The following is a 24,335-nucleotide window of genomic DNA, read 5'->3' as shown; positions in this document are numbered from 1 at the left end:
GGGATCAGACGGCCGGGTAGGTGATGGGCCCGGCGTAGCGACCCGTGGTGGCCACCGGCGTGGTGACCCACAGGGCCTCACCACCGGTCCGGACGGCCGACTCGAAGGTCTCCGTGAAGGTCTGGTAGTCGTTGGTCCGGACCAGCGTGCTGTCGCGGACGATGCCGAGGTCCAGCTGGCCGCCGTCGAGGAACAGGAAGCTGCCCTCGATGGAGAGCGACCACTGCACGGTCTCCGGGAAGGCCGGGAGGACCCCGCCGTCCGCGACGTTGCCGTAGAAGCCACCGCCGTTGGTGCCCGGGACGTGGGAGTCCAAGGTCCAGGCGACGTTGACGTTGCGGTCCCGGAAGAAGGACTCGATCTCGTCCACGCTCATGCCGAAGTTGTCGGCCATCTGCGCGGTCGAGGGCGGCTGCCGGACCATGTCGGCGTCGATCGCCTGGATCATCCAGACCGGGAAGCGGGCGCTGAGCGGCACGTTCGCCGCGATGCGGTGCCGGTCGCGGTAGTAGGCGATGGCCCGGTCAGCGGTGTCCAGCAGCGTGCGCAGGAAGCCGAGACCGGCCTCCACGGTGCCGCCGGTGACCTTCTTGGACTGCGCGCGGATCTGGGAGAGCAGCGCCGACTCCGACAGGCGGGCCTGGGCGACCAGGGCCAGCTTGTTGTTGGCCGTGACCATCTCCGGGAAGACCCGGGACTGCATGACGCCGAAGGTCAGGCAGAGCGTGACCGCCTGGACCAGGGCCTCGGACTCGTCGGGGCAGTTGACACGGGCGCAGACCTTCCAGGTCGCCTCGTCGTCGGCGTCCACGGCCGCGTCGTCGGCGCAGGTCCAGAAGCCGACAGCCGCGCCGATCTGGTCCAGGGTCGGACCCTCGAAGAAGCGGATGCCGCCCCGGTCAGCGCCGAAGCCCGCCAGGCTGGCCTTGACCGGCCGGACGGTGTCGCCGATGCCGAACAGGTCGTAGCGGGTGTCCAGCGGGGCGCAGCAGCCACCGGCCGCCGTGATGGCGTCCAGGTTGGTCGCGGCGTCGATCTTCTCGCGGTTCCCCATCGCGTCCCCGTACTTCAGGAAGCGGTCGTCGGGGATGTTGCTGCGGATCGAGGCCACCAGCACCTGCTCCCCGTCGGCACCGCCGACGCGGCCCAGGGTGGAGATGCGGTCGGCCATCGCCTTGGACATGCGGTTCAGGTCTGGGATGACCTGGCCGGAGTCGTACCCGCCCAGGTTCGCGCCAGCGACAACAGCGCTGGTGCTGGAGACGACGGGAGCCCGGCCCTCCGGGACCTCGGGCTCGACGTCGTTGACGACGGTGGAAGCGGTCACGGGGGTGCTCTCCTGGCTGGTCGGGGCGGGGTCGGTGGTGGCGGTGTCGGCGGCAGCAGCCACCGGCTCGGCGGGCGGAGCGTCGGAGCGCTGCCCGATCTCGTTGCGGACGGAGTCCAGAGCGTCGGCCAGCTGACCAGCAGCTGCGTCGTCACCGCCGGAGTCGGCAGCGTCGAACGCCTCGACCAGACGGCTCTCCAGGGCGGAGAGTTCTTCGTCGGTGAGGTCGGCCAGACGGTCCAGGTCTCCCTGGAAGTCGGCGAGGGGGTCCATGAAGGGATGCCTCCGGTGGGAAGGGGCTCTACATCACCGGAAGGGTCATCGCGCGGGAGTGGTCACCGTGCGTCGTCGCTTCGGTCGGGACAGTACCCGATCGGGTGGTCAACGAGAATCGCGGCAAGTCCTAGTTGACAGTGTTGACAGGGCCATGCAATACTTCTCCCATGACCGACAAGGACATCTGGGGAGTGAAGATCGGGCCCGTCATGGTCGGCGGGGCCACCGATCGCAAGCCGAAGACGAAGGCGGACCGGTGGTGGCAGCTCGTCGGCTGGATCATCGTCGTAGCGCTGATCGCCTCCGCCTCCCCGGTGCTCGGCGTCGTCCTGATCTTCGGGACCGCCATCGTCGTAGCCGCAGTGACCGCTCCTGACCCCGAGAAGAAGAACGAGGACCAGCCATGACCGCTCCCCGCACCGACCGCAACGTCCGCAAGCTCCGCCACTCGATCCGCAAGCGCGCCTTCTGGATCTTCCAGCTGACCAAGGGCCTGCCCGGCGCGACGCAGGAACAGCAGGTCCAGATCCTGGACAAGCAGATCTCGCTCCTGACCGAGGCGCTGGAGAAGGCCAAGGAGGCCCGGGAGATCGTGTCCACCCGGGACTTCGACGCCTACAAGGCGGCCAAGGACGCGGCGGCTGCCGCTCCGGAGGTGGAGAAGGTCGCCGACAGCGAGCAGAAGCAGATGGAGGCGCTGACCTTCCAGGATCTGGTGGCCCAGCTGAGCGGGAACGCGCTGGCCACCGAGCCCGAGCAGGCCGATAAGCCGAAGGACGACACTCCTCCCTTCTGACCTGCACAAACGAAAGGGCCCCGCACCTCTGGTGCGGGGCCCTTCGTCGTGTCAACCGGCTGTCAGGGCTTCCTGCCCAGGGCGTTCCGGCGGTCCTGCGCCTCCTGCTCGTTGATCTCGCCCTTGGAGAGGGCGTCCCCGATCGCAGTCACCGCATCGTCGTAGGCCTTGCGCGCCGTGGTCACGGCCGCCTGCGCCTCCGACATGGCCGCGTCTGAGGCATCGGTCTGGGCCGGGGTAGCCCCGGACTTCGCCGCAGCCGCCGCCGCCTTGTCCGCCGCCTTCTGGGCCGCAGCTGCCGCCGCCGCCTGCTTCTTGGCCTCGGCCTCGGCAGCGGAAGCCGCCCGCTTGGCCTCGGTCTCGACCGCCTTGGTCACCCGGTCCCGCTCGGCTGTCACCCGGTCCTTCGGCGGGACCAGGGTCTCGTCGGTGCCCTGGCCCGAGATCTTCCAGCCCGACTTGATCAGCTTGGACTTCGTCTCGTCGCTGATCCCCGCCGTGCTCAGCGGTGCGGTGTCGGCTGGCGGGTACAGCGCCTCCTTCTTGTCGTCGGGAGCGCCCTTCCACCCGGCCTTCAGCAGCGCTTGCCGGTCAGCCTCGGGCAGATCATCGGCGTCCACCTGCGAGCGCAGCTGGACCTCGTTGATCCCGGCCGGTCCGGTGTCCTTCTCGGCCGCCTTGGCGAGCTTGTCCCGGGCCGCTGTCAACCGGTCCTGCGGCGGCGTCAGCTGCTCGAACTCGCCCTTGCCCCCGAGCTTCCAGCCAGCCTTGATCAGCTGGGACTTGGTCGCGTCGCTGAGCTTGGAGCTGTTGATCGGCAGCACGTCCGCAGGCGGGTAGACCGCCTCCTTGTCGTCGCCGGGCACGCCCTTCCAGCCCGCCTCGGTCAGCGCGGCCAGGTCGGCGTCGGGCAGCTTCTCGGCGTCCAGCCCGGACTTCAGCTGGACCTCTCCCAGGTTGCCCGGGTTGGCATCCTTCTTGGCCTTCACCTCGGCCGGGAGGGTGGGGTCCTTCTTCGGCTTCGGGTTGAGCGGGACGTAGCCACCGTCGTAGCCCAGCGTGTGCGGGTCGATCCCACGGTTGGCCAGCTCCCGGACCAGCGCCATCCGGGCCGCCTCGTTCCGCTCGTTCCCGTGCGGGGTGGAGAAGACCGCCTTGGCCGTGAGCGCCAGGTCCCCGTTGGACATCCACTGGGCGGCCTTGGTCAGCTCGGCCGGGGTGCTCTGGGACATGAACCGGTCGTAGGCGTCCTTCTCGTTCTTCGCCTTGCCCTGTCCCAGGGGCGTGCCGATGGGCAGGCCGTAGCGCTTGACCCCGGCCTCGGTGGCGACCTTCCGCCCGGCCTTCTTCGGGATGGGCCCGCTGCCGGGGTTGCCCTTGGCGATGTGCTGGGCGGCCTTGGACTGAGCCTCAGCCGCCCGCTCCTTGGCGGACTGGCCCGGGGCAGCCAGCAGCGCTGGTGCCTGGCGTGGGGCCAGGCTCAGGCTTTTCCCGGGTCACCTGCGGACGCGGCGACCGGCTGCTTGTCACCGCCGTGCACGCGAGCACGCAGCGCGGCCAGGCGGTCGGCCCGCTCCTGCTCGTCGGGGGTCAGCTCGGCCACGTTCTCCTCGGCTGGGGTCTCGGCCTCGACGGCCGGAGCCTCCTCGGCCGGGACCTCCTCAGTGGCAGCGGCAGCCGCCCGGCGCTCGGCGGCCAGCGCGCGAGCACGCTGGACAGCCTCGGAGACGGGCTTCTCCTCGGGGGCCGGAGTCTCCTCCTCCTCGACCTCCTCGGCGGTGTCCGTTTCGGTCGTGACGGAAGCATCGGCGTCCACCGGCTCACCGTCGGCCACGACAGACTCGTCGCCCACCAGGTCCGGGCCGTCGCTTACACCGTAAACGTGGGCCTCCAGCGCGGTCAGGCGCTCGGCCACAGCGGCGTCGGCCAGCATGGCCAGGCGCATCGCGTAGAGCGGCCGGGAACCGGCGGCCACCAGCGACATGATCGCGCCGCTGGCCACGCGCGCCCGGGTGACCGGGAAGCCGGGGACGTTGACCTGGCAGCAGGCGACCAGCTCCAGGTTGCCGTTGATCGGCCGCCAGTCGCCGGACGGCGCACTCGCACGGAGCACGCGGAGCTGGTTCGGGGTGACCTCCGGCCGGATCGACCCGGCCACCCAGATGCCCCACTTGTCGTCGCCGCAGTTGACATCGGCCGCCGCGCTGGCCGTGTTGTCGTAGTGGGCCACGGCCGCCGCAGCGTCGGCCTGGAGGGGCGCGTGGCCGCCAGCCAGGGTCAGCTGCCCGACGTTGATCCGCTTGCCGCTGGCGGTCACCAGCTGGCCGGTCTTGAAGTAGGCGTAGTCGGTGCGGGACTTCGGCGCGTGCACCCGGCCGGGCAGGCCGATGTGCGCCACGTCCCGGGTGGCGATGTGGCCGTAGACCCGGCCGTCGTCGTCCACCGTGAGCGGAGTCGGACCCTCCAGCTGAGGGTCAGCGAACCAGTCGTCCGGCGGTGCCACGGGGAACCCCGCAGCGGTGAGGGTCCGGAGCAGGCCACCCTCGTTGCCTGCCTCGGCGTAGATGCCGTCCTTCAGGGTCGTGGTCATGCTCTCTCCTCCCGGGCCGATCCAGCGGCCGGTTGACATCGCTGCGACCAGCGCAGCTTCTATCGACAGCACGGCCTGAGCGGGTCGCCCAGATGCTGCGACCGCTCCTGCGGTCCGGTTCCCACGGGCTCCGGACCACTGACCCGTGGCCCGCTTGTGCAGGTTCTGGCAGTAGCCCTTGGCCCGCACGCCCATGTACTTGCGCAGCTGGCGGTAGCACCGGGTCCAGTCGCCCGGCGTCCCCCAGCGGATCTTGGCCGCGCCCTTGCCACTGGTCCAGTAGCGGCGCAGCTTCTCGGCGCGCGGGTCAGGGGAGACCGTCAGCGGGGCGTCAGCGACCAGCGCGCCCTTCGCTCCGGCCGTGATCCCCCAGTCCTCGGGAAGCACGCCGACAGCGTTCAGCTCCCGGGCCCGCTTGATGATGTGCCGCTTCGCGGCGTTCTTGTTCGTCGCCCGGCCGAGCGCCTTGACGGCCTTCTTCAGGTCGTCGCGGTTGTCGATGGGGAACGCGCCCTCGGGCAGCGTGTGCTTCTTCTCCCCGGCCGCCGCGACCGGCTCGGTCTTGTCGGCCTCGTCCAGGCCTTCGCCCGGATCCCCGCTGTCCTCGGAACCCTCAGCCTCACCTTGACCCTGGCCGATCTGCTCCAGGACGTTGTCCAGCTGGGCCTGGTCAAGCTCAACCAGGGGTGGAGGCTGGACGCCCTGGAGCTGGGCCAGCACCTCGGGAGCCTCGTCCCACTTGCCGTTGCGGTAGGCCAGCAGCTCGGGCCCCGGACGCAGCCGGATCAGCTCCAGCACCGCGCCGGTGTCCAGCTCGTCCACGATCGCGTACTCGGTCCAGCCGTCCTCGGGACCGGCCGTCACGTCCTCGGTGGCTGCCTTCGGCGGAGTGCTCAGCACCTCCTCGGGTGCTGGTCCCGCAGCGATCAGGCGCTCGGGCGGCAGGAAGGCGATCGGCCAGAAGTACCGGCGGACCAGGCCGGTGGCACCGGCGGTCAACGCCTCGGCCAGATCTCCGGCCAGGTCCCGGGAGAGGACTTCCACGTGCTGGTCGTAGCGGGTCTCGTAAGGCCGCCAGGCTCCGGCCACCAGCTGCTCGTAGCCGTTCTCGCCCACCCGGCGCAGCAGGCCGACCAGCTTGTCGGTGTCCTCGGCGTCCGCGATGCCGTAGAAGCCCACGTCCTCGCAGTCGGCGCAGTCCAGCGGCTTGGTCGCACTCGTTGCAGCGGCTGCAACGACCGCGTCCAGCGTGCGCTCGGCCCAGTCGGAAGCTCCGGGGATCGAGGAGGACTTCAGGGTCAGCAGGTCCCACGACCGGACCTGGCCGGTTGACACGAGGGCGGAGACCGGATCGCTGGAGCCTCGGGCTGCTTCGCGCATCGTCCGGGTGGGACGGTGCTGAAGGTCGAACCCCGACATCATCAGCGGCATGGTCAGCTCTCCTGGTCCTGGGGTGCGGGAGCGATGAACTTGGCCAAGCCCTTCAGCTCCCTCTCCTGCTCAGGCGTCAGCACTTTCTGCCACCGCGCGACACTGACAGTATCCGTGAAGCTGTCCGGGATCGGGACGTAGTCCCAGTTCCGGCCGATCTCCTCCAGCGTGCGCAGCGGCGGCCGAATGGCGAACCGCGCCAATCCGACGGCCTTCCTGACCGCTTCGTAGTCGCCCGTGCCAGCGCGCAGCGCCTCCAGGGCATCGCGTACCGGCTGGACGTTCTGACCGGTCGTCAGATCTGCGGGTGCGGTCATGCGGCCTGCTCCTCGGGATAGAAGCCGGGGGTGCCCTCGGTGTCATCGGGACCAGTGCCACTGCCGCCGATGAAGACCGGCTTCTTGCCGGTGTTGTCCCATTCCGCCCACCGCACGAACGTGGCCTTCATCTGGTCGAAGTTCCGGGCGTTCGCCGAGTTGTAGCGCTGGGCGTCGGGGTCGTTCTCGTCCAGGATGTTGTCCGCGATGACGGAGTCCGGCACGACCCGGCCGCCGTTGACGATCTCGGGATCGTCCGGCCGCCGGGAGCGCCCCGTGCGCAGTGCGTCCAGGCCCTGCTGGTGGCGCAGCGCCACCCGCTCCCGGGAGGTGCCCGGGTCCACGTCCACGAAGACGCCGTCCACGACGTAGTCCCAGTTGCCCAGGTGGTCGGTGACCTGCTCGTAGTTCGGCTTCTGCCCGGCGCGCGCCGTGCCGCCCATCGTGATGTCGAAGATCAGGTTGTAGCCCTCGACGCTCAGCAGCTGCTCCAGCATGTAGCTCATCTCGGAGCTGGCGGCGTGCACGAAGCTGGCCGTCTCGGCCGGGGCCAGGCCCTCGATGTCCGGGTGCAGCCCCCGCTCGAACATCTTGTCCTTGAACAGGTCCGGGTTGATCGTGATCCACTCGTCCTTGCGGAAGGACCCGCTCTGCGCCATCGCATCCAGGGTGGAGGACTTCCCGGCCCCCGGCAGCCCGCCGAGCATGATGGCGCGGCGGTTCTTCGGCTTGGACTGGTTGACCGTGACCTCGTCGTAGACCTCGTCCACGACCGCGTCGAAGATCTGCTGCCACTCCTCCGACCACAGGCCGAAGCTGTCCTTGAAGGCCGAGTCGTAGCCCAGGCCCTCGCCCTCCAGGTACTGGCTGTGCACCTCGGCGATGAAGCCCAGGTGGCTCTCCATCTCGGCGTCGGTGATGGCCCCCTGGCCGGTTGACACGATCGCCGCCTGCTCGGGGTGCTTCTCGTGGATCTGGGCGTTGATCTCGGCGATCTTCACGTCGTAGTCGTCCTGGCTCATCGCCGGGACCAGGGCGTCCTGGACCTCCTTGCGCGCGGACTCGCCGGGCTGGAGGTGGGCCAGCGCCTTGGGCGCGGTGGAGACCTTCGTGGACAGCTGCTCGACCGGGATCAGCGCGGGGAAGCCAGCCGCGTCGTCGGACGGGATCGGGTTGCCCTCCACGTCCTGGTAGGCGACGTAGGCACCCTCGGGACGGAGGTCGCTGATCTTGGCCCGGCGGCGCACCGCAGTGCGGTCGGACAGCAGCGCGTTCTCGCTGGCGAAGACGTTGACGAAGCTCTGCTTCTCGATGAAGCGCCCGTCCTTGCCGCGCGGGTGCAGCCAGTCCTGCCACTTGGCGGCTGTCAGCACAGCAGGATCATGCAGCATCCCGTTGACACGTGCGGCAGCAACGATGGCCAGGTACATCCCATCGGGTGGTCGCTGCCCGGCAGCGGCCAGTCCGGCGAACAGTCCAGCGGCCGATCGGATGGCCGCCGGGCAGTCCAGCTGGACTACATCTCCATCTCCCGCCCGGCCATCGAGAAAGGGGGCGTCACGGCCACTGGAGCCACGTTCCAGTGCGCCGGGATCCGAGCGGAGGCGCTGAGCGCGCGAGCCCGCTTGGTGACGTACCAGCGCGCGGCCGGGTGGGTGTTGGCGTAGCGGATGCCGAGGTCCAGGTCTTCGGTCCGGACGATCTGCGGGATCTGCACGCCGCTGGCCGCGATGGCCGCCGTGGTCTCCACGTCCACGTCCGTGGTCGGGTCGATGTCCGGGCCGTCAGCGCTGGGCACCGGGAGGTCGAAGACCGAGATCGTGTGGCTGGCCGCGTCAGCGGCGTCCCAGACATCCAGGGCCGCCGCACCGACTGCCACCAGGCTCATGTCCTCCAGGGCCCCGGTGTCGCTGCTGAGCAACTGCCAGTCCCCGGCGTAGCGCACGTAGGTGCCCAGACCCGTCTCCAGCATCAGGGTGGCCACCGTGTTGTCCGGTGCCACGACTGCGTCCAGCTGACTCGCCAAGACTCCCCCTCGGATCACTTCTGCCTGCACCACCGACAGCGGCTGGGGAACTCCAGCCGCCGACATCGTCACTGCGTCGTAGGGGTCCAGGTCCCGGAACCGGAAGGCCTGCCCGTTGTCCGAGACGCCCACGATCCAGTCACCCTGATCCTCCACCGAGGTCAGGATGACACCCGAGATGTAGTCGCCCCCGTCCTCGTCCCAGCCGACGCTCCAGCCGCCGGTGTCGGCGAGACCGGCGACCAGGCCACCGACCGGCTGGAGGCGCACCCGGTCCTCCTCGGTGTCGGTGACCGGGTCGGTCGTCACCCGGTAGGTGGTCTCCACCATCGCGGGGTTGGGGAACTGCACGGGCGCGGTCATGCGACAGCATCTCCAGCGGTAGCGGTGACGGGAGCAGCAGCGGCCGGAGCACTCGCCGCCGGGGCAGCGGTGTCGTAGGAGACCGGCAGGTCCAGGATCGGCCGGGCGTTGGCCGGGATCGTGACCGGCGGCAGGTCGTCGGGGGTCATCGTCGCGGCCTTCTGCTTCGTGATGACGATGTCCTCGATCGGGCGGCCGTTGATCATCTCGAAGCCGTCCTTCTTCAGCTGCTCGATCGCCTTCAGCCGCTCCTCAGCGCTCTGCACGGCGATGAAGCCGACCGCCTCCGTCGGCAGCCCGCCGCCGAGGAAGTAGTCCTTCACCGAGGACATCGAGGTGGCGTGGGCCAGGTGGTCGGCACCCTGGCCGTGGCCCATCCCGAAGGCGTCGTGGTTGGCCACCCGGAAGTCCATGATCCGGCCCAGGACCGCCTCGGGACGGTGGTAGATCATCATCCCGGCGGTCTTGTAGCTGGCCGAGGCGTTGGAGCTGGGCAGCTTGTTGACCGTGCTGGCCGAGGCGTAGGACCCGTGCCCGGCGTGGTTGGCGTTGTCCGAGCTGGCCGAGGCACCGTTCCCGACCGAGCCGGAGCCGTCCAGCATCCCGGTGGTCTTCTTCAGGATCGAACTGGCCGAGCCGTACTTCACGGTTGACACGATCTGCGCGGCGTTGGCCGTGGTGGCCGCCCGGTAGACCAGGTTGTACTTGGCCTTCGCGGCGAGCGCGTTCCGCGCCCGGTCCGACCAGAAGAAGCTGGTCTTGCCGGTGGACTCGTCCACCCCGACCAGCACGTCCTGCCAGCCCAGGTCGGTGATGCCCATCGTCTTCCCGGCCTGGGAGAACAGCATCTCGTCGGTGTAGTGCTTCGGGGTGTCCACGTCGTGGGTGTCCAGGCTCAGCAGCGTGCGGAGCGCGCCCCGCACGTTGTCCTTGGCCGAGTCCTGGGTCATCGGGGAGTAGTCGATCCCCATCTTGGCCAGCGCCGCGCCCAGGGACTTCTCGTCCACACCCTCGGGCAGCGTGATCACCGTGACGCCGGTGGTCGAGTGCCCGTTGCTGCCCTTCGGGTCCACCGTCTCGATGACGACGCCGTCCTCCGAGACGTTGCGCAGCGTCTTCCAGCTGTGCGAGACCTGGCCCAGCGCGCTCTTGGTCACGGCCGAGCCGGGCTCGTTGTAGAGCGAGCCGTTCTCCGCACCGCCCTTGACCGCCGAGATCCCGCCATCGGTGACCAGGGACCAGCCCTGGGCCTTGGCGATCTCGCCGACCGAGAAGGCACCGGCGGTGATCTTCTTCGGCTTGTTCTCGTCCCAGGCGTAGACCGTCAGGCTCTTGCCGGGGTGGAACCGGCTGGTGATCTCCTCGCCGGTGTTCCGGTCCTTCAGCGTGACGATCTTGACGCCGCTGGCGGCCGGGTCGTCCACCACGCCGGTGACCTCGTGGGTCGGCGGCACCTGGGCGGGGTCCACCTTCCAGCGCGGGGTCCCGTCCGGGTTGTCCGTGGAGGACTTCCGCATCGGCAGCAGGTCACCGGCGGCGACCGCCTGCGACATCTTGGAGCTGGTGACCCAGTCGCCCTTCTCCCCGGAGCCCGCCAGCGACGCGACCAGCTGCTCCCGCTGGGCGGGGGTCAGGGTCAGGTGCACCCGGTTGTAGGTCTTGCCCGACGGGCCGGTGGTCTTCGTGACGACCATCTGGCCGCCGCTGACGCCCGGAGCCGCCGTGAGGATGGCCCGGAACTTCCCGTCCTTCGCGGTCTTGGCCAGCGCCTCTCCAGGCGTGTCAACCGCCAGCGGCATCCCGCCGGGGATGTCCTTCAGCGTGACCGGGGCCGCGTAGGCCTTGTAGTTCGCCGACTTGTCGGTCTTCAGGGCCTCGATCAGGCGGGTGGTCTTCTTCCCGTCCGAGGTGAGCACGACCGCCTTGGTCTTGTCCTTCGAGACCGAGATGACCTTGCCCGACATCGGGCCCTTGCCCGTGACGTACATGCCCGAGGTCGGGATGTGCCCGTCCTTGGTCAGCGACCCGCCCCAGGCGTTGATGTCCTCCTGAGAGGGCTTCTGAGCGCCGGGGTAGGCCGGAGTGGCCGGGGCCTCGGGAGCGGACGGCACAGACGCGATGGGGGCGTTCGCGGTGGGGGTGGCAGGCACGGTCGGCGCAGGCGCGGTGCCCGCACTGCCCTGCGCGTAGATCGAGTCCGCCGCGACCAGGCTGAAGCTGGTGAAGTCCAGCGTGCCGCTGGGCTTCTTGATCGGCTGGACCTGGCCGTCCTTCACGGCCGCCCACTGGCTGAGCTTGACCACGTCCCCGCCGGTGGCCGGGTCCACGTCCGAGTGCAGCTGAATGAACAGGCCGCTGTTGCCGCCGCCGGTCAGGCCCTGGACGTAGAGCCAGTCGCCCGCCTTCATCCCGACCGCATCGGCCGAGCTGGCCAGGTGACCGAAGCCGGTGGGGTCGGGCAGCCCCTCAGCAGCCCAGCCGGAGATGGCCGGACCGGCGTAGAGGTTGGCCGCCGGGGGAGCCGGGGCCGCCGTCGGGGCGGTGACGATGACCTTGACCGGGGCCGGGGCGGTGGTGTTGCCGAAGAAGGCCGCCATGTCCGCGTCGTCGCTGAACGTGGGAGCCAGGTCCAGCGACCCGTCCGTGTAGGCGTAGAACCACTCGCCCGTGCTGTTCCGCACGAAGACGGAGTTGCCAGCAACCCAGGCCGACTGACCGACGGCCAGCTTCAGGCCGTCCAGCTTGTCCATCGCGGTCGGGCTGAGCTGCGAGGCGTCCTGGGTGGTGACCGCGTCCTTGGACAGCGTCGTGGCGACGCTGACCCCGGCGTAGTGCTCCCCACCGGTGTCCAGCGGTGCACCCTCGCCCGGGACGCCCTTCAGCGAGCCCTGGAGGACGTTGACGGTGTAGCCGGACTGGCTGGCCGCCCACTCCATCGTGTCCTGGCTGTAGGCGTCATCGGCCTCCAGCTGGCCGTTGACGATCGGCTGCCAGGTGCCGTCCTTCTTGACCACCGTGGTGGTCCCGCCGGTGGGGCCGGTGAAGGAGACGACGTTGTCGCCGGGGTCGCTCTGGTAGCCGTCGAAGACGCCACCACCGGCCGGAGCGGCCGGGGTCGTCTCGGGCAGCGGCCACTCCTGGTGGAAGTCGTTGCCGAACTCCGGGCCCAGGTTGGTCGGGATCTCGCTGGCCTGCATCACCGTGGAGCTGGAGAGCTGGCCCCCGACGGCCATCTTGTACGGGCCCTCGCCGCCCTGCTGGACGTAGAAGTACGGGTCCGTCGTGCCGTTCGGCGCGTAGGAGATGACCTTGTCGCCGGTCTGCGGGATGTACCCCTCGAAGTCCGGCGTCGGGGTGTCCTCGGTGTCAACCGCCGGAGCAGCCGCGCTGCCGGTGCCGTCGTAGACCAGCGTGTACTTGGACCCGGCAGCGCCCGGCTGAGCAGCCAGGGACTTGGCCAGGTAGGCCTGCATCCCGGAGTCGCCCAGCGGAGCCCCGGCCTCGGGGTTGGTCGGGGCCGGAGCCCACTCGCCACCCGGCGTGCTCTGCACGAAGAACCAAGGGTCGTCGTCGCCCTCGTAGCTGAGCAGCTGCACGACCTTCTGCCCCGGGGCCGGGGTGAACGAGGTGGACTGGTTGCTGAAGGTCGGCGGGGCGTCCGGCGTGGCCTTCGTGCCGCCCTCGGTCGGGTGCAGCAGCTCGTACTTCTGGCTGCTGGAGCCCTTGCCCGACAGCTTCATCTGGACGACGTGGTTGCTCTTGATCGCGTCCGAGGACTCGTCAATCGTCCCGTCCGGGGACATCAGGTACCAGCCGCCGCCGGGCTGCTGCTGGAGGTAGATGCTCACCTTGCCGTTGGGCATCGTGGACTTCAGGACCGCCTGGCCCTCGCCCGGGATGAACGGCGCGTAGTCCCCGGGCAGCCCGGCAACCACGGTCGGCCCGTTCTCACCCTCGGGGACATGCGTCCAGGTGTAGAAGTCCGCCCCGACGTCGTTGCCCTGCTCGATGACCTCGTCCAGCGTCCAGGTCTTCTGACCCAGGCCGGAGTAGCCGATCTTCTTGTAGGTGCCGTCGGACTGCTTGGTCAGCACCGACATGCCCCCGGAGGGCATCTGCGCGATCAGGAAGGTCTCCCCGTCGGCCGGGGTGTAGCCGTAGTCGTTGAGCTTGTTCGCCAGGAAGGTCGGAGCCAGCGGGCCCTGGTGGTGGACCAGCGCCGGACCCGTGTCAACCGGACCGAAGGGGTCGTGGATGACGGTGATCTGGCCGGGGCCCAGGTCCTCGACGTTGTAGCCGGGGGAGTAGACCCCGGAGCCGTCGCCCTTGACCGTGTAGACCTTCGACCCCGGTGAGAAGCTGCCGGACGGGGAGACGATCAGCGCGCCGGAAGTGCCGGGCAGCGTGATGAGGGCGACGGCCTCGCCCGCGTCAGGCTTGTAGTCCGCCGAGCCCGCGCCGTACAGCGAGAGGCTCGTGCCCTCGGGGATCTTCAGCTTGCCCTCGAAAGGCTTGCCGTCCCAGACCTTGTCCATGCCGGTGACGGTCGTGCTGGAGGACTCCCACTCCAGCTGCGCGGCGTTCCAGACCTGCCCGCCGTTCGGGCCGATCCGGTAGTAGCCGCCACTGCCGCTGGCGTAGATCGGGTACTGCGCGTTGCCGAAGTCGATGCCCTGGTCAGACATCGCCCAGTAGTGGTCCGGCGGGGTCTGATCGACCGTCACGCTGGCGTCGAACAGGTCGTTGACCTTGCCCGTGTCCACGCCGCTCTCGGCCGAGGTCTGGAAGGGCGCGAGGTAGACGCCCATCACCGCGTCCGGCCCGATGTCCGCTCCGGCACCCGGGCCGACCTGCACGATCGCCAGGTTCTCGGGGTCGCCGTTGATCATCACGGCGAACTTCTGGTTGCCGTTGTCCTGGAGGGACGGGTAGGAGACCACCGTCATGTCGTGGTCCGGACCGGGCTGGAAGTTCACGCCCGGGTAGAACTGCCCGGCGAAGGCACCGATCGGGACATCCACCGACCCGGCCTTGATGTTGCCCTGGTACTTCAGGTCGGCCGAGCTGGGTGCCCACTCCGTCTCGAAGGTGCCCAGGGACGTGAGGTTCCAGCCGCCGAAGCCGTCCTCCTTCTCGGCTTGCTCGATGATCGCGTAGGTGCCGTCGAAGGCCACCACCACGTCACCGCTGACCAGCTCACTGGGCTTCTTGGTCGGCGGCCCGGTGGTCGTGGTCTCGTCCGCACCCGGGATGTCCGGGGTCGTGTCGTTGGCCGGGTCGAAGGCCGGGGAAGGCGCGTCCGCGTCCTTCATCGGCGGGGCCTTCAGCACGTAGGTGGCCGGGGAGGAGGAAGCCAGGTAGGCCGTCGCCCCGTTGCTGTCCTCCACCTGGAGGGAGTCGGAGGCCATGACGTTCGTGACCGTCAGCCAGTTCTGGCCGTCCAGGCTGATCTCCTGGCCGACGGAGATCTGGCCGGACCACTCGGCCGGGGTCTTGGCCTCGTCGCCGTACAGCGGAGCCGGAGAGGCGGTGCCGGTCCAGCCATCGTTGGCCTGGAAGCCCGTGCCGCCGGGCAGCGCCAGCGCGAAGTTCTCCTCCGAGCCGAGGATGTGGACGTTCTGCCCCTCCTTCGGCAGCTCAAAGGCGTAGCCGGGGTCCGGCATCCCGTTCTCAACACCCCAGATGACCAGCCCGCCGCTCGGGCCCACCGTGCCGTCCGTGAAGCCGATCGTGCCGCCCCAGACGACCTCGAAGGTCGTGCTGTTGTTCTTGACCGCCGACGCCTGGACCAGCTGCTGGGTGGAGATCGGGCCGGTGTAGTCCTTCACCGTGCCGTGGTTGGCGACCTTGCCCCCGGTGTTCTGGAGCAGGCTGTCCAGCGGCTGGCCGGTGTAGGGCTCCTTGCCGAAGCTGCCATCGGCGTAGCCGACGATGACCATGTCCCCGGCGTCCAGATCCTCAGCCGGGTCGTAGTCCAGCCCGGGGAAGGCCTCCTTGGCCGCCTTCAGGTCGGGAGCCGCGCCGTAGTCCTTCAGCGGGCCGGGCGCGGCCTTCGGGGTCGTGTCAACCGCTTGCGGGGCGGAGGTGATCGTGACCGTGCCCGTGCTCTTGCGCTTGCGGACGCCGTTCGCGTCGGTGATGAAGACGAACTTGCCATCCGGGGAGATCAGCGTGATCTCACCGGCGTGCCCGTCCTTGGAGACGGCCATCATGCCCAGCGCCGGGATCTCCCCGGTAGCGGTCTTCGGGGCCTCGATCGCGCCCGCGTCGGCCGTGGGCTCCTTGCCGGGCTGCGTCATGGTGGACGCGAGCTTCAGCAGCAGCTTGTCCGGGTCGTCGCCGTTCGGGTCGGTGACGACCGAGTACTGGCCCTTCGGCTTGACGAACTTGTAGGTCTTCCCGTCCTTCTTGCTGACCACCTCAGCGCCCGGGGCGGCCTCGGTGCCGTCGCCCAGGACCATCGTCTTGGCCCCGCCCTTGGCGGAGGTCTTGGCGGGAGCGGGAGCGCCGGTACCGGCGGGCAGGGGCTGGTCCAGGTCGGCCTTGATCGCGGTCTCAGCCTCAGCGGCCTGACCCGTCTTGCCCGGCGTCGGGATGACGATCCCGAGGTCTTCAGCGGTCGGCGGGACGGTGTCCGGCGCGGGCACGTCCTCGACCATCGGCGTGGGCGCGGGAGCCGGGGCCTGAGCCTCCGGGGTGGCCGACTCAGGGGCCGAGAGGTCCAGGTCTTCCTGGGCCGGTGGGTCCCATCTCTTGACCGTCCAGGGCCCGGCGTTGGCGTTCGTGCCCTTGGAGTCCAGCAGCTGCGGCTGCTGGTTGGGGTACTGGATCAGCACCGCGCCGGTGTCGGAGTTCCAGCCGAGGATCTTGGCGTCGTTGCCCAGCGGGCTGGTGATCGTGTCGCCGCGCTGCCAGCGCTGGTCGGCCAGGTCGGCGGTGGCCAGCTTCTGGCCGTGGCTCGGCCGGGGGATCCCGGCGGTGACCTTGCCCTTGTAGACGAAGATCTCGGCGTTCGCGCCGTGCTCGTTCTGCCAGCCCAGCAGCTGGGCCGCCGCGCCGATCATCGACAGCGGGCTGCCGTCGTCGTCCACGCCCGGATCGACCCGCTTGCCGTCGCCGAACTCGACCTTGTCCCCGGTCTGGAGCACGAAGGCGGCCTGCGCCAGCGTGGTCTTGAACCAGCCCCGGGCCTTGCCCTTGGTCGCCGAGATGTCGGCCGGGTCCACCAGCGGCGCGCTGGAGCCCTCCTGGGCCTCGTCGGCCTTCTTGGTCTCGGGCAGCTCCAGCCCGTAGTAGTTGGCGATGTACTGGCGGCGGGCCTTCAGGGTGTCGGCCAGGGACTTCGGCAGCCCGGCGTCGGCCACCATCTCCTCGATGCGCGAGGGCGAGATGGCCACCACGCGCTCGGCCCCATCCAGCTCCTGCGCCTTGGTCATCGAGGGGCCGAAGATCTTGGCCTTCTTGCCCTGACGGAAGGCGTCCAGCTCGGTGACCTGGGAGCCGAAGTCGGTCTTCTTCTCGCCCATCGCGCGGTAGAGCAGGGCCCCGCCGTTGTCGATGCGCCAGGCGGTGCCGTGCTCGTCGGTGAGGACGTTGTCGTAGGTCATGCCGAACACGTCGCGGTTCCCGAGCCAGGCGTCCACGGCGAAGTTCCGCTGGATCTGGTCGGTCCACTCGGGGTTGTTCAGCTGGGCAGCCATGTCCTGCTTGCCCTCGATGATCTTGCTGTAGATCTGGCCGTCCGAGCCGATGTCAACCTCGGGGACCGGCACCCCGGCCTCGGCGTAGAGGTCGTTGGCCAGCGCCTCGTTGGCCCCGTGGGACTTGGTCTTCGGCTGCTTGACGTAGTACTTCTCGGGCTGCCCGTTGCTGCCCTCCTTCGGGAAGGCGACTGGGATCGTGTAGAGCCCGCCGGGGTTGGACCCGCCCTGGCCGCCGACCTTCTTGGAGCCGGGAGCCGCGATCGTCAGGTGCGCCTTGGCCTTCGGTGCGTGGTAGAGCTGCTTCGGGGAGAGCACCTTGCTCTCCGCGCCGGTGATCTTCCCGGACAGGTCCGAGGGCGTGACCGTGACCTGGATGGCCCCGCTGTCCTCGTCCTTGTTGATCCCCTCGACCTTGCCGTACTCCCAGCCGCCCTTCGGCGAGAGGTACTTGACCACCCCGAACTTGTCGATGAACCGGCCGTCCGCCGCACGCGGGTGCAGGCCCTCTTCGAAGCTCTTGAGTCCGGCCGCGATCACGCTGGCGACCTCGCTGTCCTCCTCGACCGGGCCGGGTGCGCTCTTGGCCAGCTCGTACACGTGGTGCTCCTCTGCCAGCCACAGCTCCAGGGAGCCGATGGTCACCTGCTCGATGCCGTCACCGTCGGCCTGCGTGCCGTCGTCGCCGTAGGCCAGGGTCAGGTGAGGGATCCAGTTCGGGAACTGCTCGGCCGCCGCGACAGCGGTTGACACCGCCGGGACCGTGCCCAGCAGCTCCTTCAGCTTGGTCAGCGGCTCACTCTGGACCAGCAGCACCTTGGCCTTGTCCGGGCCCAGCTCGGCCGTCCCGGCCACGTCCGCCGGGAACGGGTAGAGGTTCGGGGCCATCAGGGCCAGGGCGTCCTGGATGTCCTTGATCTGCTCCGGCGACAGGCTGTCGGCCTCGCCCAGGAACTGGAGCGTGACGTGGGCGTCCTCGATGACCACGTCGTTGACGGGGTCGGCCTTGGCCGGGACCGCCGCGATGATCGCGGTCGTGTACTTCGGGCTGTCGCTCACGCGGCGTTGACTCCAGTCGCTGCATCGCTGACGTTCACGGACTCGGGGGCTGGACTCAGGATGTTCCTGGCGGAGTCGGGCTGCTGAACCGGCTGTTCCGCCAGGTTCTTCTCACGCTGCTCACCCAGCAGCTTCGGCAGCATCGCCTGGAGCAGGGCCATCTGCACCTCGGGCGGGAGGGCTGCGCCGCTGGTCAGCAGCATCATGCCCATCTCGGCCTCGCTCGGGGCGTCCTGGTCGCTGAAGCCGTGCTCCCGCCGCCAGGCACCCGGGCCGAGCACGAAGCGGTCGTAGCCATCGCTGGAGTCCTGGGCCTGGTTCGGGCGGGTGACGATCTCGCTCGGGTCGTACCAGACGACGATCCTGTTGAGATCGGACTCAGAATACCCCTTGGCCCTCAACATGGGCCGCAGGAAGACCTCGGTCAGGGCGTCGGAGAGGACCAGGGCCAGCGGCTCGATGTTGGCCTTGTAGAGGTTCTCGTCAATCACCAGGGCGTTGGAGTACTTGACGTTGGCCAGGCCGGTGACGACCTCCTTGGGCACGTCGATGCCCTGGAGGATCCGTTCCAGCGCGCGCTCGGTGCGGCTGACCAGCCACTCGTCGGAGCCGCGCTCGAAGGTGATGTGCTTGATCTGCTCGGCCAGGCCGCCCTCGCCGGTGACCATGATCGGCGCGACCGCGCTGGCGTCGCCCTCGTCGGAGACCGCCGTGACGATCGCCTGGAGGATGTCGGCCACCAGCTGGTTGCCGGGATCGTTGGTCATCTCGGCCAGCTGATCCTCGGGGATCGGGCTGCCGTCCTCGTTCAGCCCGTTCAGGGCCATCGCCATGCGCGTGGTCAGCAGGCCGTCGGGCAGGAACAGCAGGCCGTTGTTCAGCCGCGTGCGGGTCGCAGAGCGCACCAGGCGCTGGAGGATCAGCAGCTCCTCGACCGCGTCGGCGACGCCGATCATGGAGCTGTCGGGCTCACCGGAGTAGCGCGGGTGGGAGCGCCAGATCCGGCCGATGTAGGTGTTCTTCGGGAGCACCTTCTGCTGCGTCGTCTCGCCCCGGATCGGGCGGAGCACTGCGCCGGTGGCGTCCACGACCAGCTCGTCGGTGGAGACGATCTTCCACTGGACCGTCTTGCGCTTGTCCTTGTCCTCGCCCACCAGGCGGATCAGGTAGCACTCGCCGGGGACGTTCATGTTCAGGCCGAAGCTGCGGACCAGACCGGCGAAGGCCGGGCCGGAGATCTCCCGCATGATCTCCTCGGCGTCCTGCGCCAGGTCCGTGCTGACCAGGCCCTTCTCGGCCGCGTCCTGGGCCCCCATCGGGGCTTCCTCGGTGTCAACCAGCGCTGCGGGGAAGACCCGCAGCCGGGACAGCACGCTGGAGACCAGGTTGAAGCCGTAGTGGATCTCGCCCACGCGCTCGTAGCCGGTCCAGGCCTCGGACTGCCAGGCGGCGTAGGACGCCCGCGATCGTTCCTGCCAGGCGGTGTCCAGGTCCACCCGCTCGGCGGAGGCGACGATGGCCCGGGGCTTGCTGTACCGGGCAGCCGATGCCTGGCGCTCCGGGAGCTTGACCACCTGCGCTCCGGCGGTCAGGCCCTCCTCGGGGGCGGCGTCACGCTTCCGTCGGAGAACCCCACCAGCCATGACGGCAGCGTAGCGGCAGAGTCACCGGGTGCGGTTGACAAGGCCTGGACTCAGAGCCGCTTGTACTTCTGGGGCAGACCCCAGGACTCCGTCCGTGAGCTGGGCGTGGACCGAACGACCTGGGCTGTCGGCTGCCCGGCGTAGGGGTTCCAGCGCTTCAGCATCTTGTCGCACGAACACCCGCCCGCGCGCTTGATCTCGTAGGTCCCGACGGTGCCGCCGTTGTGGTCGGCCTCGGCCGTCTCCTCGAAGGTCAGCGGGATGGTCAGGCTCTCGACCCCGCCGCCCGGCGCGGCCCAGGCCACCTTGATCTCGGTGGTGGCCAGGATGACCCGGATCTTGGCCTTGGCCGGGACGCCCTCGGGCCGGGCACCGGTCCGGCCGTCGATGATCGACGCCGGGTAGATGTCGGCGATCAGGGTGATGCTGGCGGTCATCGGTCGATCCTCTCGATCACGGCCTTCACGGCCAGGGCAGCCTGGCTCAGCGCCAGCACCCGCACCAGGAAGCGTCCCACCCCGGTCAGCTCGGCTGTCACGACCGCGCCACCGGCCCAGACCGATGAGCAGGCGTGGCAGTTGAGCACGGTGTCCGCCAAGTCCAGCGCTGTCTCTCGCTGGGAGCCGGGTGCGGCAGCCTGGTAGGCCCGGCGGACGGCCTTCCGGCCCGGCTCGGTGATCTCGTCGTCCACCACCAGCTGTGTCAACCGGGCCGTGGCCAGCCCGAGGGTCAGTGCTTGCAGCGGGGTGACCCCCACGCTTGCAGCGGGGACACCCCCACCCTTGCGGCGGAACGTCATGGCAGCAGCGCCTCTCGCTCGGGGTGCGGCTGGAGCCGGGTCTTCCCCGCCTCCTCCTTGGTCCGGAGATCCCGGCAGGGCTGGCCGACCTTGGCCTTGCAGGCCTCCACCGGGCACTCCACGGCCAGCGCCCGGTTGATGTAGTGGACGGTCCCGCAGGCCGAACACCGGAAGGGGAACAGGCTCACGGGGCGTGACCCTGCCACCCCTCACCGGCGCGGGGCGCGGGCGGGACGGCATCGAAGTCCGGCGGAGCCGCCGGACCGGGATCGTCGGGGTGCTCCTCGATCGCCACCTCGGCCAGCGGCGCTGTCTCGGCGGTCGTGCCCTGGGCGTAGACCTGGACGGCCTCCCACTGGGCCTTCGTGAAGTGCTGGCCGCCCAGCTCGACGGTGTAGCTCTCGTCCGTGCCTCGCCTGGAGAACTCCAGGGCCTCCAGACGCTGAAGCTCCTCGATTGAAGGCATGTCCCCGCTGCCCGTGAGGATGAAGTGCGCCAGCTGGATCTGGTCCGAGGCATCGGTGTTCGGACGCGCACCGCGCGCAGCCACCAGAGCGGCCAGGCGGCTGGCCTGCTCGGGCCTCAGCCGGTCGGTGATCACCTTGGTCAGGGCCTCGGCGAACACGTCAGAGATGGCGGCCATCAGGACTCGGCCGGGCCCAGATCGTCGTAGCTCTCCGAGTAGATCTCTGCGTCGCACCGGTAGAACTCCCCTCGGATGCCGCGCATGACGTAGTCGCCGGGGCGCACGGTGAACGGGCCCTCCAGCGTCTGGATGATCAGCTGGCCCTCACCGAGGACGGCGGCGTGGTTGTTCCCCTCGATCCACTCCACGATCTCGCGCAGGTTGTCGGTGGTGGCCTTGACCGACTGGATCTCCACCGGCTTCTTCATCGCCCGGCGGACCTCGAACTCGGGCTCGGTGGGCTCGGACTCGGTGAACTCGATCTGGGTCATCAGGTCTCCTTGGTCGAAAGGATGGCCAGCGTGACGGCGGCGAAGCCCGCCGCCACGACCTGGCCGATGGGTGCTTCGTGCAGTGACAGCCCGACCGCCAGCAGTCCGAACAGCACGGCGAAGATCCCGAACCAGCTGAACTGCCAGAGCCAGTAGCGCAGACGCCGGGAGTACATGAGCAGCTGAGAGCGACGGGAGGGCGGCACGATCGCCAGTCTGTCAGTCCGTGTCAACCAGATGTGTCCCTACCTGGTCAGCTTCAGCCAGCAGCGGCAGCGCATCCACTCGTGCGGGGGAGCGGAGGTGTCGCCGGGGTACCAGAGCTTGTTGCCGTCGATGGTCACGAACGGCTCCAGAATCGGAACCGCGTGGTACTCGTACTTCGGCGACCCGAGGAAGGCGTGGCTGGCCCGCACCCGGTTGTCGTGCATGTCCACCCAGGTCTTCCGGGTCCAGCCCGCAGCCTCGGCGGCAGCCAGCTGGGCCGCGTGCCGGGTGCTCTGCACGACCGGCAGCGCGATCTGCTCGGGGTCGGCGTAGCTCTTGGCGTGCTCAGCGGCGTCGGGGTCGTAGGGCTCACCCGGCAGGGAGACCCCCGGGGATCCGCCGGTGGCCTCGTCGGCGCGCGCGGAGCGGGCGATGTGCTTGGCCGCCTGGGCCAGCGTCTCCAGCCCCGCCTCGACCCCGGCCACCACGGCCTGGTCGCTGTGCTCCCACAGCTCCTCGGCGGCGCGGGGACCGCTGAAGGTCCGCTGGTGGTCCAGCGCGCGCATGGCCACGGCGGTGAGCGCCGCGATGATGATCGCGTCGTAGCCGATCTTCTTGGCGATCGTGGACGGCAGCCCGGCCACCCGGCCGCCTGCTCGGGCGAAGGCCAGCACGGAGACCACGAAGGCAGCCAGCGCCGGGCCCAGAGCGCTGATCTCCTCCTCCTGGGCAGCGGCGGTAGCGGCTGCCTCCAGCCCGGCTGGCTGGGTCGTGGCGGGCTGCTGAGGGGGCGTCTGGGGACCGGTGGGAGGCGGTGGGGCGGTCACTGGCTGGAGCCTCCTGGCGGGATGAGGCGGGCGGGCAGCGTCCGGCGGGGCGCTCCCATGCCCGGGGCACCGGAGCGGAAGGCGGACGTGCGCTGGACGGCGCGGGAGGTGTCGATCCGCAGGCCGCTCCGGCGGGCGATGGCCGACCCGACCCGGGGGATCTGCACGCCGACCGGCGAGTGCGACTGGGCAGCTCCGGAAATCCCGCCGCCCTTGGTCATCGACTCGGGGAACAGCAGCGCGGACAGGCCGTGCACGACGGCGTCCAGGCGGTCAGGGGAGTAGCCCCGGTCCTCCGGCGTCCAGGCCGACAGCTGGTCCTCCAGCTCGACCAGGGTGTTCAGGTGGTGCACCCGGCCGCGCTCGTAGGCGGCCCCGATCGGCTCCGCGCGGACGGCCTTGGAGCGGGAGGACCAGACATCGCGGATCGGCGGCGGTGCCACGTTCATGGCCGACGCGCGCTCCTTGATCAGCCGCCGGACCAGGCCGCCGCCCTGGTTGTTCTCCACCACGATGGTGGCGCGGTGCTTGATCGCGGCGCGGACCACCACGTCCGCCCAGACCGTCGGGGAGCCCTTCAGCGAGAGGTCGTCCACCACGTAGGCGTGGCGCTGGAGGATCGGCATCGTGGCCGGGGCGTAGATGACCGTGATGCCGCACTCGTCGTTCGGCTTCTCGGCGACCGAGGGGTCCACCGAGACCACGCGCAGCCAGTTGGTCCCGGGGCGCTGGTGCGGCACGGCGGTGACCCGGTTGTCCTCGATGACCTTCATCGAGACGGTCGCACCCTTGACCTCGTCCAGCATCAGGCCGTCCAGCTCCTGAGCCCCCAGCGTGGTACCGCCGTAGAGGTTGAACAGGGTCTGGAGGTAGGACTGGGCCAGGTGGATGTTGTCCGTGGTCTTGCCGGTGCGCAGCAGCATCGACCCCGGGTTCTCCTTGATCTCGGCGATCAGCTCACGCAGGATCTTGACCCGCTTCGGCGTGGTCGTGGCGATGACCTGGGGCAGCATCCCGAGACGGACGGCGATCCGGAGGTTGGTCCAGGCGTCCAACTCACCCTCGCCCTTGACCTGCTTGTATGCCGCCAGCTCGTCGCCCCAGCCGACGTGGAACGCCGGGCCACGGAGCTGGTCGGGCTCCTCGGCCGAGAAGCACAGCGCGAAGCCGCCGCCCGGGAGGTTGACACGGCGCTGGCTGGAGATCCACTCGACCTTGTCCAGCTCCGACGGCGGGTAGATCCGCAGCAGGCCGGAGGGGCCGTTCAGGATGGTGTCGCGCACGTCCCCGGCCGTGCGGCCGAGCAGGGCCACACGCAGCTGCTGGCCGGGGTCCCGGTGCAGGGTGGACCACTTCTTGTCCACGTCCCGGATGTACTCGGCCCCGGCGCGGGTCTTCCCGAAGCCACGACCGGCGTTCAGCAGGGCCAGCTCCCAGTCCTCGCCGTGGCCGATCGGCTCGACGGGGAGGATCTGGCTGGGGCGGCCGGTCCAGCCCCAGTCCCAGGGCAGCTCGTCCAGCTCCATGTCGGTGAGGACCGCTTCCTGCTCCTCCTCGGACAGCAGCGAGACGATCTGCTCCAGGGACAGATCAGCGGTTGACACGCTGCCAGGCTACTGGCACGCAGCGTGCGTGCAGATCCTTCGGGCGTGAACTACCTGAGCGCACAGCTGCCCGCCGACTTCTAGGTCCGGATGAAGCTCCAGGCCCCCGCCCGATCCTTGATCGTGACCGACTTGTGACCCGTGCTGGAGGGCATGTCGAAGCGGCGGAGGTAGACGGAGTCGCTGTCGGCCCGCTCGATGTAGTAGTTCACGCCCAGCGGGCCGACCAGCAGCAGGCTCCCGGAGCCTGACAGCACGTCGGGGCCCATGCGCTCGGCGTGCGTGACGCGGATGTAGGGCGGCGCGGTGCGCGGTGTGATGTCGTGGACGTTGATCCGGACGTGCTCTGGCACCTGATCCCCTGACGCTGATCCGTCCCCCGGAGTTCCGGTACCCAGGATCAGGCCAGCGTC

19 protein-coding genes are annotated in these 24,335 nt (G+C 69.6%); 2 read left to right on the top strand and 17 right to left on the bottom strand.

Translation table 11 applies throughout. The annotated features are described in order from the left end of the window. Positions 1-4: 4 nt before the first annotated feature. Complete coding sequence (locus VF632_RS24845) at positions 5-1,600, bottom strand: major capsid protein (RefSeq protein ID WP_331025642.1); 1,596 nt, start codon at positions 1,598-1,600, stop codon at positions 5-7. 170 nt (positions 1,601-1,770) lie between these two features. Between VF632_RS24845 and VF632_RS24840 the strand changes: the two genes are divergently transcribed. Both VF632_RS24840 and VF632_RS24835 read left to right on the top strand, forming a co-directional pair. Further along, a complete protein-coding gene (locus VF632_RS24840) occupies positions 1,771-2,010 on the top strand; it encodes a hypothetical protein (protein WP_331025641.1) in 240 nt (79 codons plus the stop codon). Then, positions 2,007-2,399, top strand: coding sequence for a hypothetical protein (locus tag VF632_RS24835; protein ID WP_331025640.1), 393 nt, complete (start codon positions 2,007-2,009; stop codon positions 2,397-2,399). Before VF632_RS24840 ends, VF632_RS24835 begins: the two co-directional genes overlap by 4 nt. Before the next feature lie 62 nt (positions 2,400-2,461). On the opposite strand, the gene VF632_RS24830 is transcribed toward VF632_RS24835, so the two are convergent. The 16 genes from VF632_RS24830 to VF632_RS24755 all read right to left on the bottom strand — a co-directional run bounded on the left by VF632_RS24830 (position 2,462) and on the right by VF632_RS24755 (position 24,275). Continuing rightward, positions 2,462-3,631 (bottom strand): hypothetical protein, encoded by a 1,170-nt coding sequence (locus VF632_RS24830; protein WP_331025639.1) that lies wholly within the window; start codon positions 3,629-3,631, stop codon positions 2,462-2,464. Between the two features lie 248 nt (positions 3,632-3,879). After that, a complete protein-coding gene (locus tag VF632_RS24825) occupies positions 3,880-6,420 on the bottom strand; it encodes a hypothetical protein (protein WP_331025638.1) in 2,541 nt (846 codons plus the stop codon). A 2-nt stretch (positions 6,421-6,422) separates the two neighbouring features. Beyond that, the gene (locus tag VF632_RS24820; RefSeq protein WP_331025637.1) at positions 6,423-6,737 is read right to left on the bottom strand and encodes a hypothetical protein; all 315 of its coding nucleotides are present in this window, start codon (positions 6,735-6,737) and stop codon (positions 6,423-6,425) included. Next, the gene (locus VF632_RS24815; protein WP_331025636.1) at positions 6,734-8,110 is read right to left on the bottom strand and encodes a zeta toxin family protein; all 1,377 of its coding nucleotides are present in this window, start codon (positions 8,108-8,110) and stop codon (positions 6,734-6,736) included. Before VF632_RS24815 ends, VF632_RS24820 begins: the two co-directional genes overlap by 4 nt. A 143-nt stretch (positions 8,111-8,253) precedes the next feature. Continuing rightward, positions 8,254-9,126, bottom strand: a complete 873-nt coding sequence (locus tag VF632_RS24810; RefSeq protein WP_331025635.1) for a hypothetical protein — start codon at positions 9,124-9,126, stop codon at positions 8,254-8,256. Then, entirely contained in the window at positions 9,123-17,885 is an 8,763-nt protein-coding gene (locus VF632_RS24805) for a 2'-5' RNA ligase family protein (RefSeq protein WP_331025634.1), read from the bottom strand. Before VF632_RS24805 ends, VF632_RS24810 begins: the two co-directional genes overlap by 4 nt. Beyond that, positions 17,882-19,459 carry a hypothetical protein gene (locus VF632_RS24800; RefSeq protein WP_331025633.1) on the bottom strand — a complete coding sequence of 526 codons (1,578 nt, stop codon included), beginning with the start codon at positions 19,457-19,459 and terminating at the stop codon, positions 17,882-17,884. The genes VF632_RS24805 and VF632_RS24800 overlap by 4 nt, the downstream gene beginning before the upstream one ends. Before the next feature lie 119 nt (positions 19,460-19,578). Next, positions 19,579-19,965: a hypothetical protein gene (locus VF632_RS24795; RefSeq protein ID WP_331025632.1), complete on the bottom strand. Its 387-nt coding sequence runs from the start codon at positions 19,963-19,965 to the stop codon at positions 19,579-19,581. After that, entirely contained in the window at positions 19,962-20,327 is a 366-nt protein-coding gene (locus tag VF632_RS24790; protein ID WP_331025631.1) for a DUF1360 domain-containing protein, read from the bottom strand. Before VF632_RS24790 ends, VF632_RS24795 begins: the two co-directional genes overlap by 4 nt. Further along, a complete protein-coding gene (locus VF632_RS24785) occupies positions 20,324-20,515 on the bottom strand; it encodes a zinc finger domain-containing protein (protein ID WP_331025630.1) in 192 nt (63 codons plus the stop codon). Before VF632_RS24785 ends, VF632_RS24790 begins: the two co-directional genes overlap by 4 nt. Then, positions 20,512-20,970, bottom strand: coding sequence for a hypothetical protein (locus VF632_RS24780; RefSeq protein ID WP_331025629.1), 459 nt, complete (start codon positions 20,968-20,970; stop codon positions 20,512-20,514). Before VF632_RS24780 ends, VF632_RS24785 begins: the two co-directional genes overlap by 4 nt. After that, positions 20,970-21,284, bottom strand: coding sequence for a hypothetical protein (locus tag VF632_RS24775; protein ID WP_331025628.1), 315 nt, complete (start codon positions 21,282-21,284; stop codon positions 20,970-20,972). Before VF632_RS24775 ends, VF632_RS24780 begins: the two co-directional genes overlap by 1 nt. Further along, a complete protein-coding gene (locus tag VF632_RS24770; RefSeq protein ID WP_331025627.1) occupies positions 21,284-21,460 on the bottom strand; it encodes a hypothetical protein in 177 nt (58 codons plus the stop codon). Before VF632_RS24770 ends, VF632_RS24775 begins: the two co-directional genes overlap by 1 nt. A 69-nt stretch (positions 21,461-21,529) precedes the next feature. Continuing rightward, positions 21,530-22,318: a hypothetical protein gene (locus tag VF632_RS24765; protein WP_331025626.1), complete on the bottom strand. Its 789-nt coding sequence runs from the start codon at positions 22,316-22,318 to the stop codon at positions 21,530-21,532. Then, positions 22,315-23,922: a terminase large subunit domain-containing protein gene (locus VF632_RS24760; protein ID WP_331025625.1), complete on the bottom strand. Its 1,608-nt coding sequence runs from the start codon at positions 23,920-23,922 to the stop codon at positions 22,315-22,317. The genes VF632_RS24765 and VF632_RS24760 overlap by 4 nt, the downstream gene beginning before the upstream one ends. Before the next feature lie 80 nt (positions 23,923-24,002). After that, positions 24,003-24,275 (bottom strand): hypothetical protein, encoded by a 273-nt coding sequence (locus VF632_RS24755; protein ID WP_331025624.1) that lies wholly within the window; start codon positions 24,273-24,275, stop codon positions 24,003-24,005. Positions 24,276-24,335: the final 60 nt, after the last annotated feature.

The organism is Longimicrobium sp., from assembly GCF_036388275.1.
Lineage (GTDB): Bacteria > Gemmatimonadota > Gemmatimonadetes > Longimicrobiales > Longimicrobiaceae > Longimicrobium.
The sequence above is the reverse complement of the archived record's forward strand: the minus strand, read 5'-3'. Positions and strand labels throughout refer to the sequence as shown.

Bases quoted from the DNA above. Each gene is read 5' to 3' on its own strand.
- VF632_RS24825 (WP_331025638.1), bottom strand. From the start codon at position 6,420: ATGCCGCTGATGATGTCGGGGTTCGACCTTCAGCACCGTCCCACCCGG.
- VF632_RS24770 (WP_331025627.1), bottom strand. From the start codon at position 21,460: ATGTACTCCCGGCGTCTGCGCTACTGGCTCTGGCAGTTCAGCTGGTTC.
- VF632_RS24830 (WP_331025639.1), bottom strand. From the start codon at position 3,631: ATGTCCCAGAGCACCCCGGCCGAGCTGACCAAGGCCGCCCAGTGGATG.
- VF632_RS24835 (WP_331025640.1), top strand. From the start codon at position 2,007: ATGACCGCTCCCCGCACCGACCGCAACGTCCGCAAGCTCCGCCACTCG.
- VF632_RS24845 (WP_331025642.1), bottom strand. From the start codon at position 1,600: ATGGACCCCCTCGCCGACTTCCAGGGAGACCTGGACCGTCTGGCCGAC.
- VF632_RS24810 (WP_331025635.1), bottom strand. From the start codon at position 9,126: ATGACCGCGCCCGTGCAGTTCCCCAACCCCGCGATGGTGGAGACCACC.
- VF632_RS24780 (WP_331025629.1), bottom strand. From the start codon at position 20,970: ATGGCCGCCATCTCTGACGTGTTCGCCGAGGCCCTGACCAAGGTGATC.
- VF632_RS24790 (WP_331025631.1), bottom strand. From the start codon at position 20,327: ATGACGTTCCGCCGCAAGGGTGGGGGTGTCCCCGCTGCAAGCGTGGGG.
- VF632_RS24775 (WP_331025628.1), bottom strand. From the start codon at position 21,284: ATGACCCAGATCGAGTTCACCGAGTCCGAGCCCACCGAGCCCGAGTTC.
- VF632_RS24795 (WP_331025632.1), bottom strand. From the start codon at position 19,965: ATGACCGCCAGCATCACCCTGATCGCCGACATCTACCCGGCGTCGATC.
- VF632_RS24820 (WP_331025637.1), bottom strand. From the start codon at position 6,737: ATGACCGCACCCGCAGATCTGACGACCGGTCAGAACGTCCAGCCGGTA.
- VF632_RS24840 (WP_331025641.1), top strand. From the start codon at position 1,771: ATGACCGACAAGGACATCTGGGGAGTGAAGATCGGGCCCGTCATGGTC.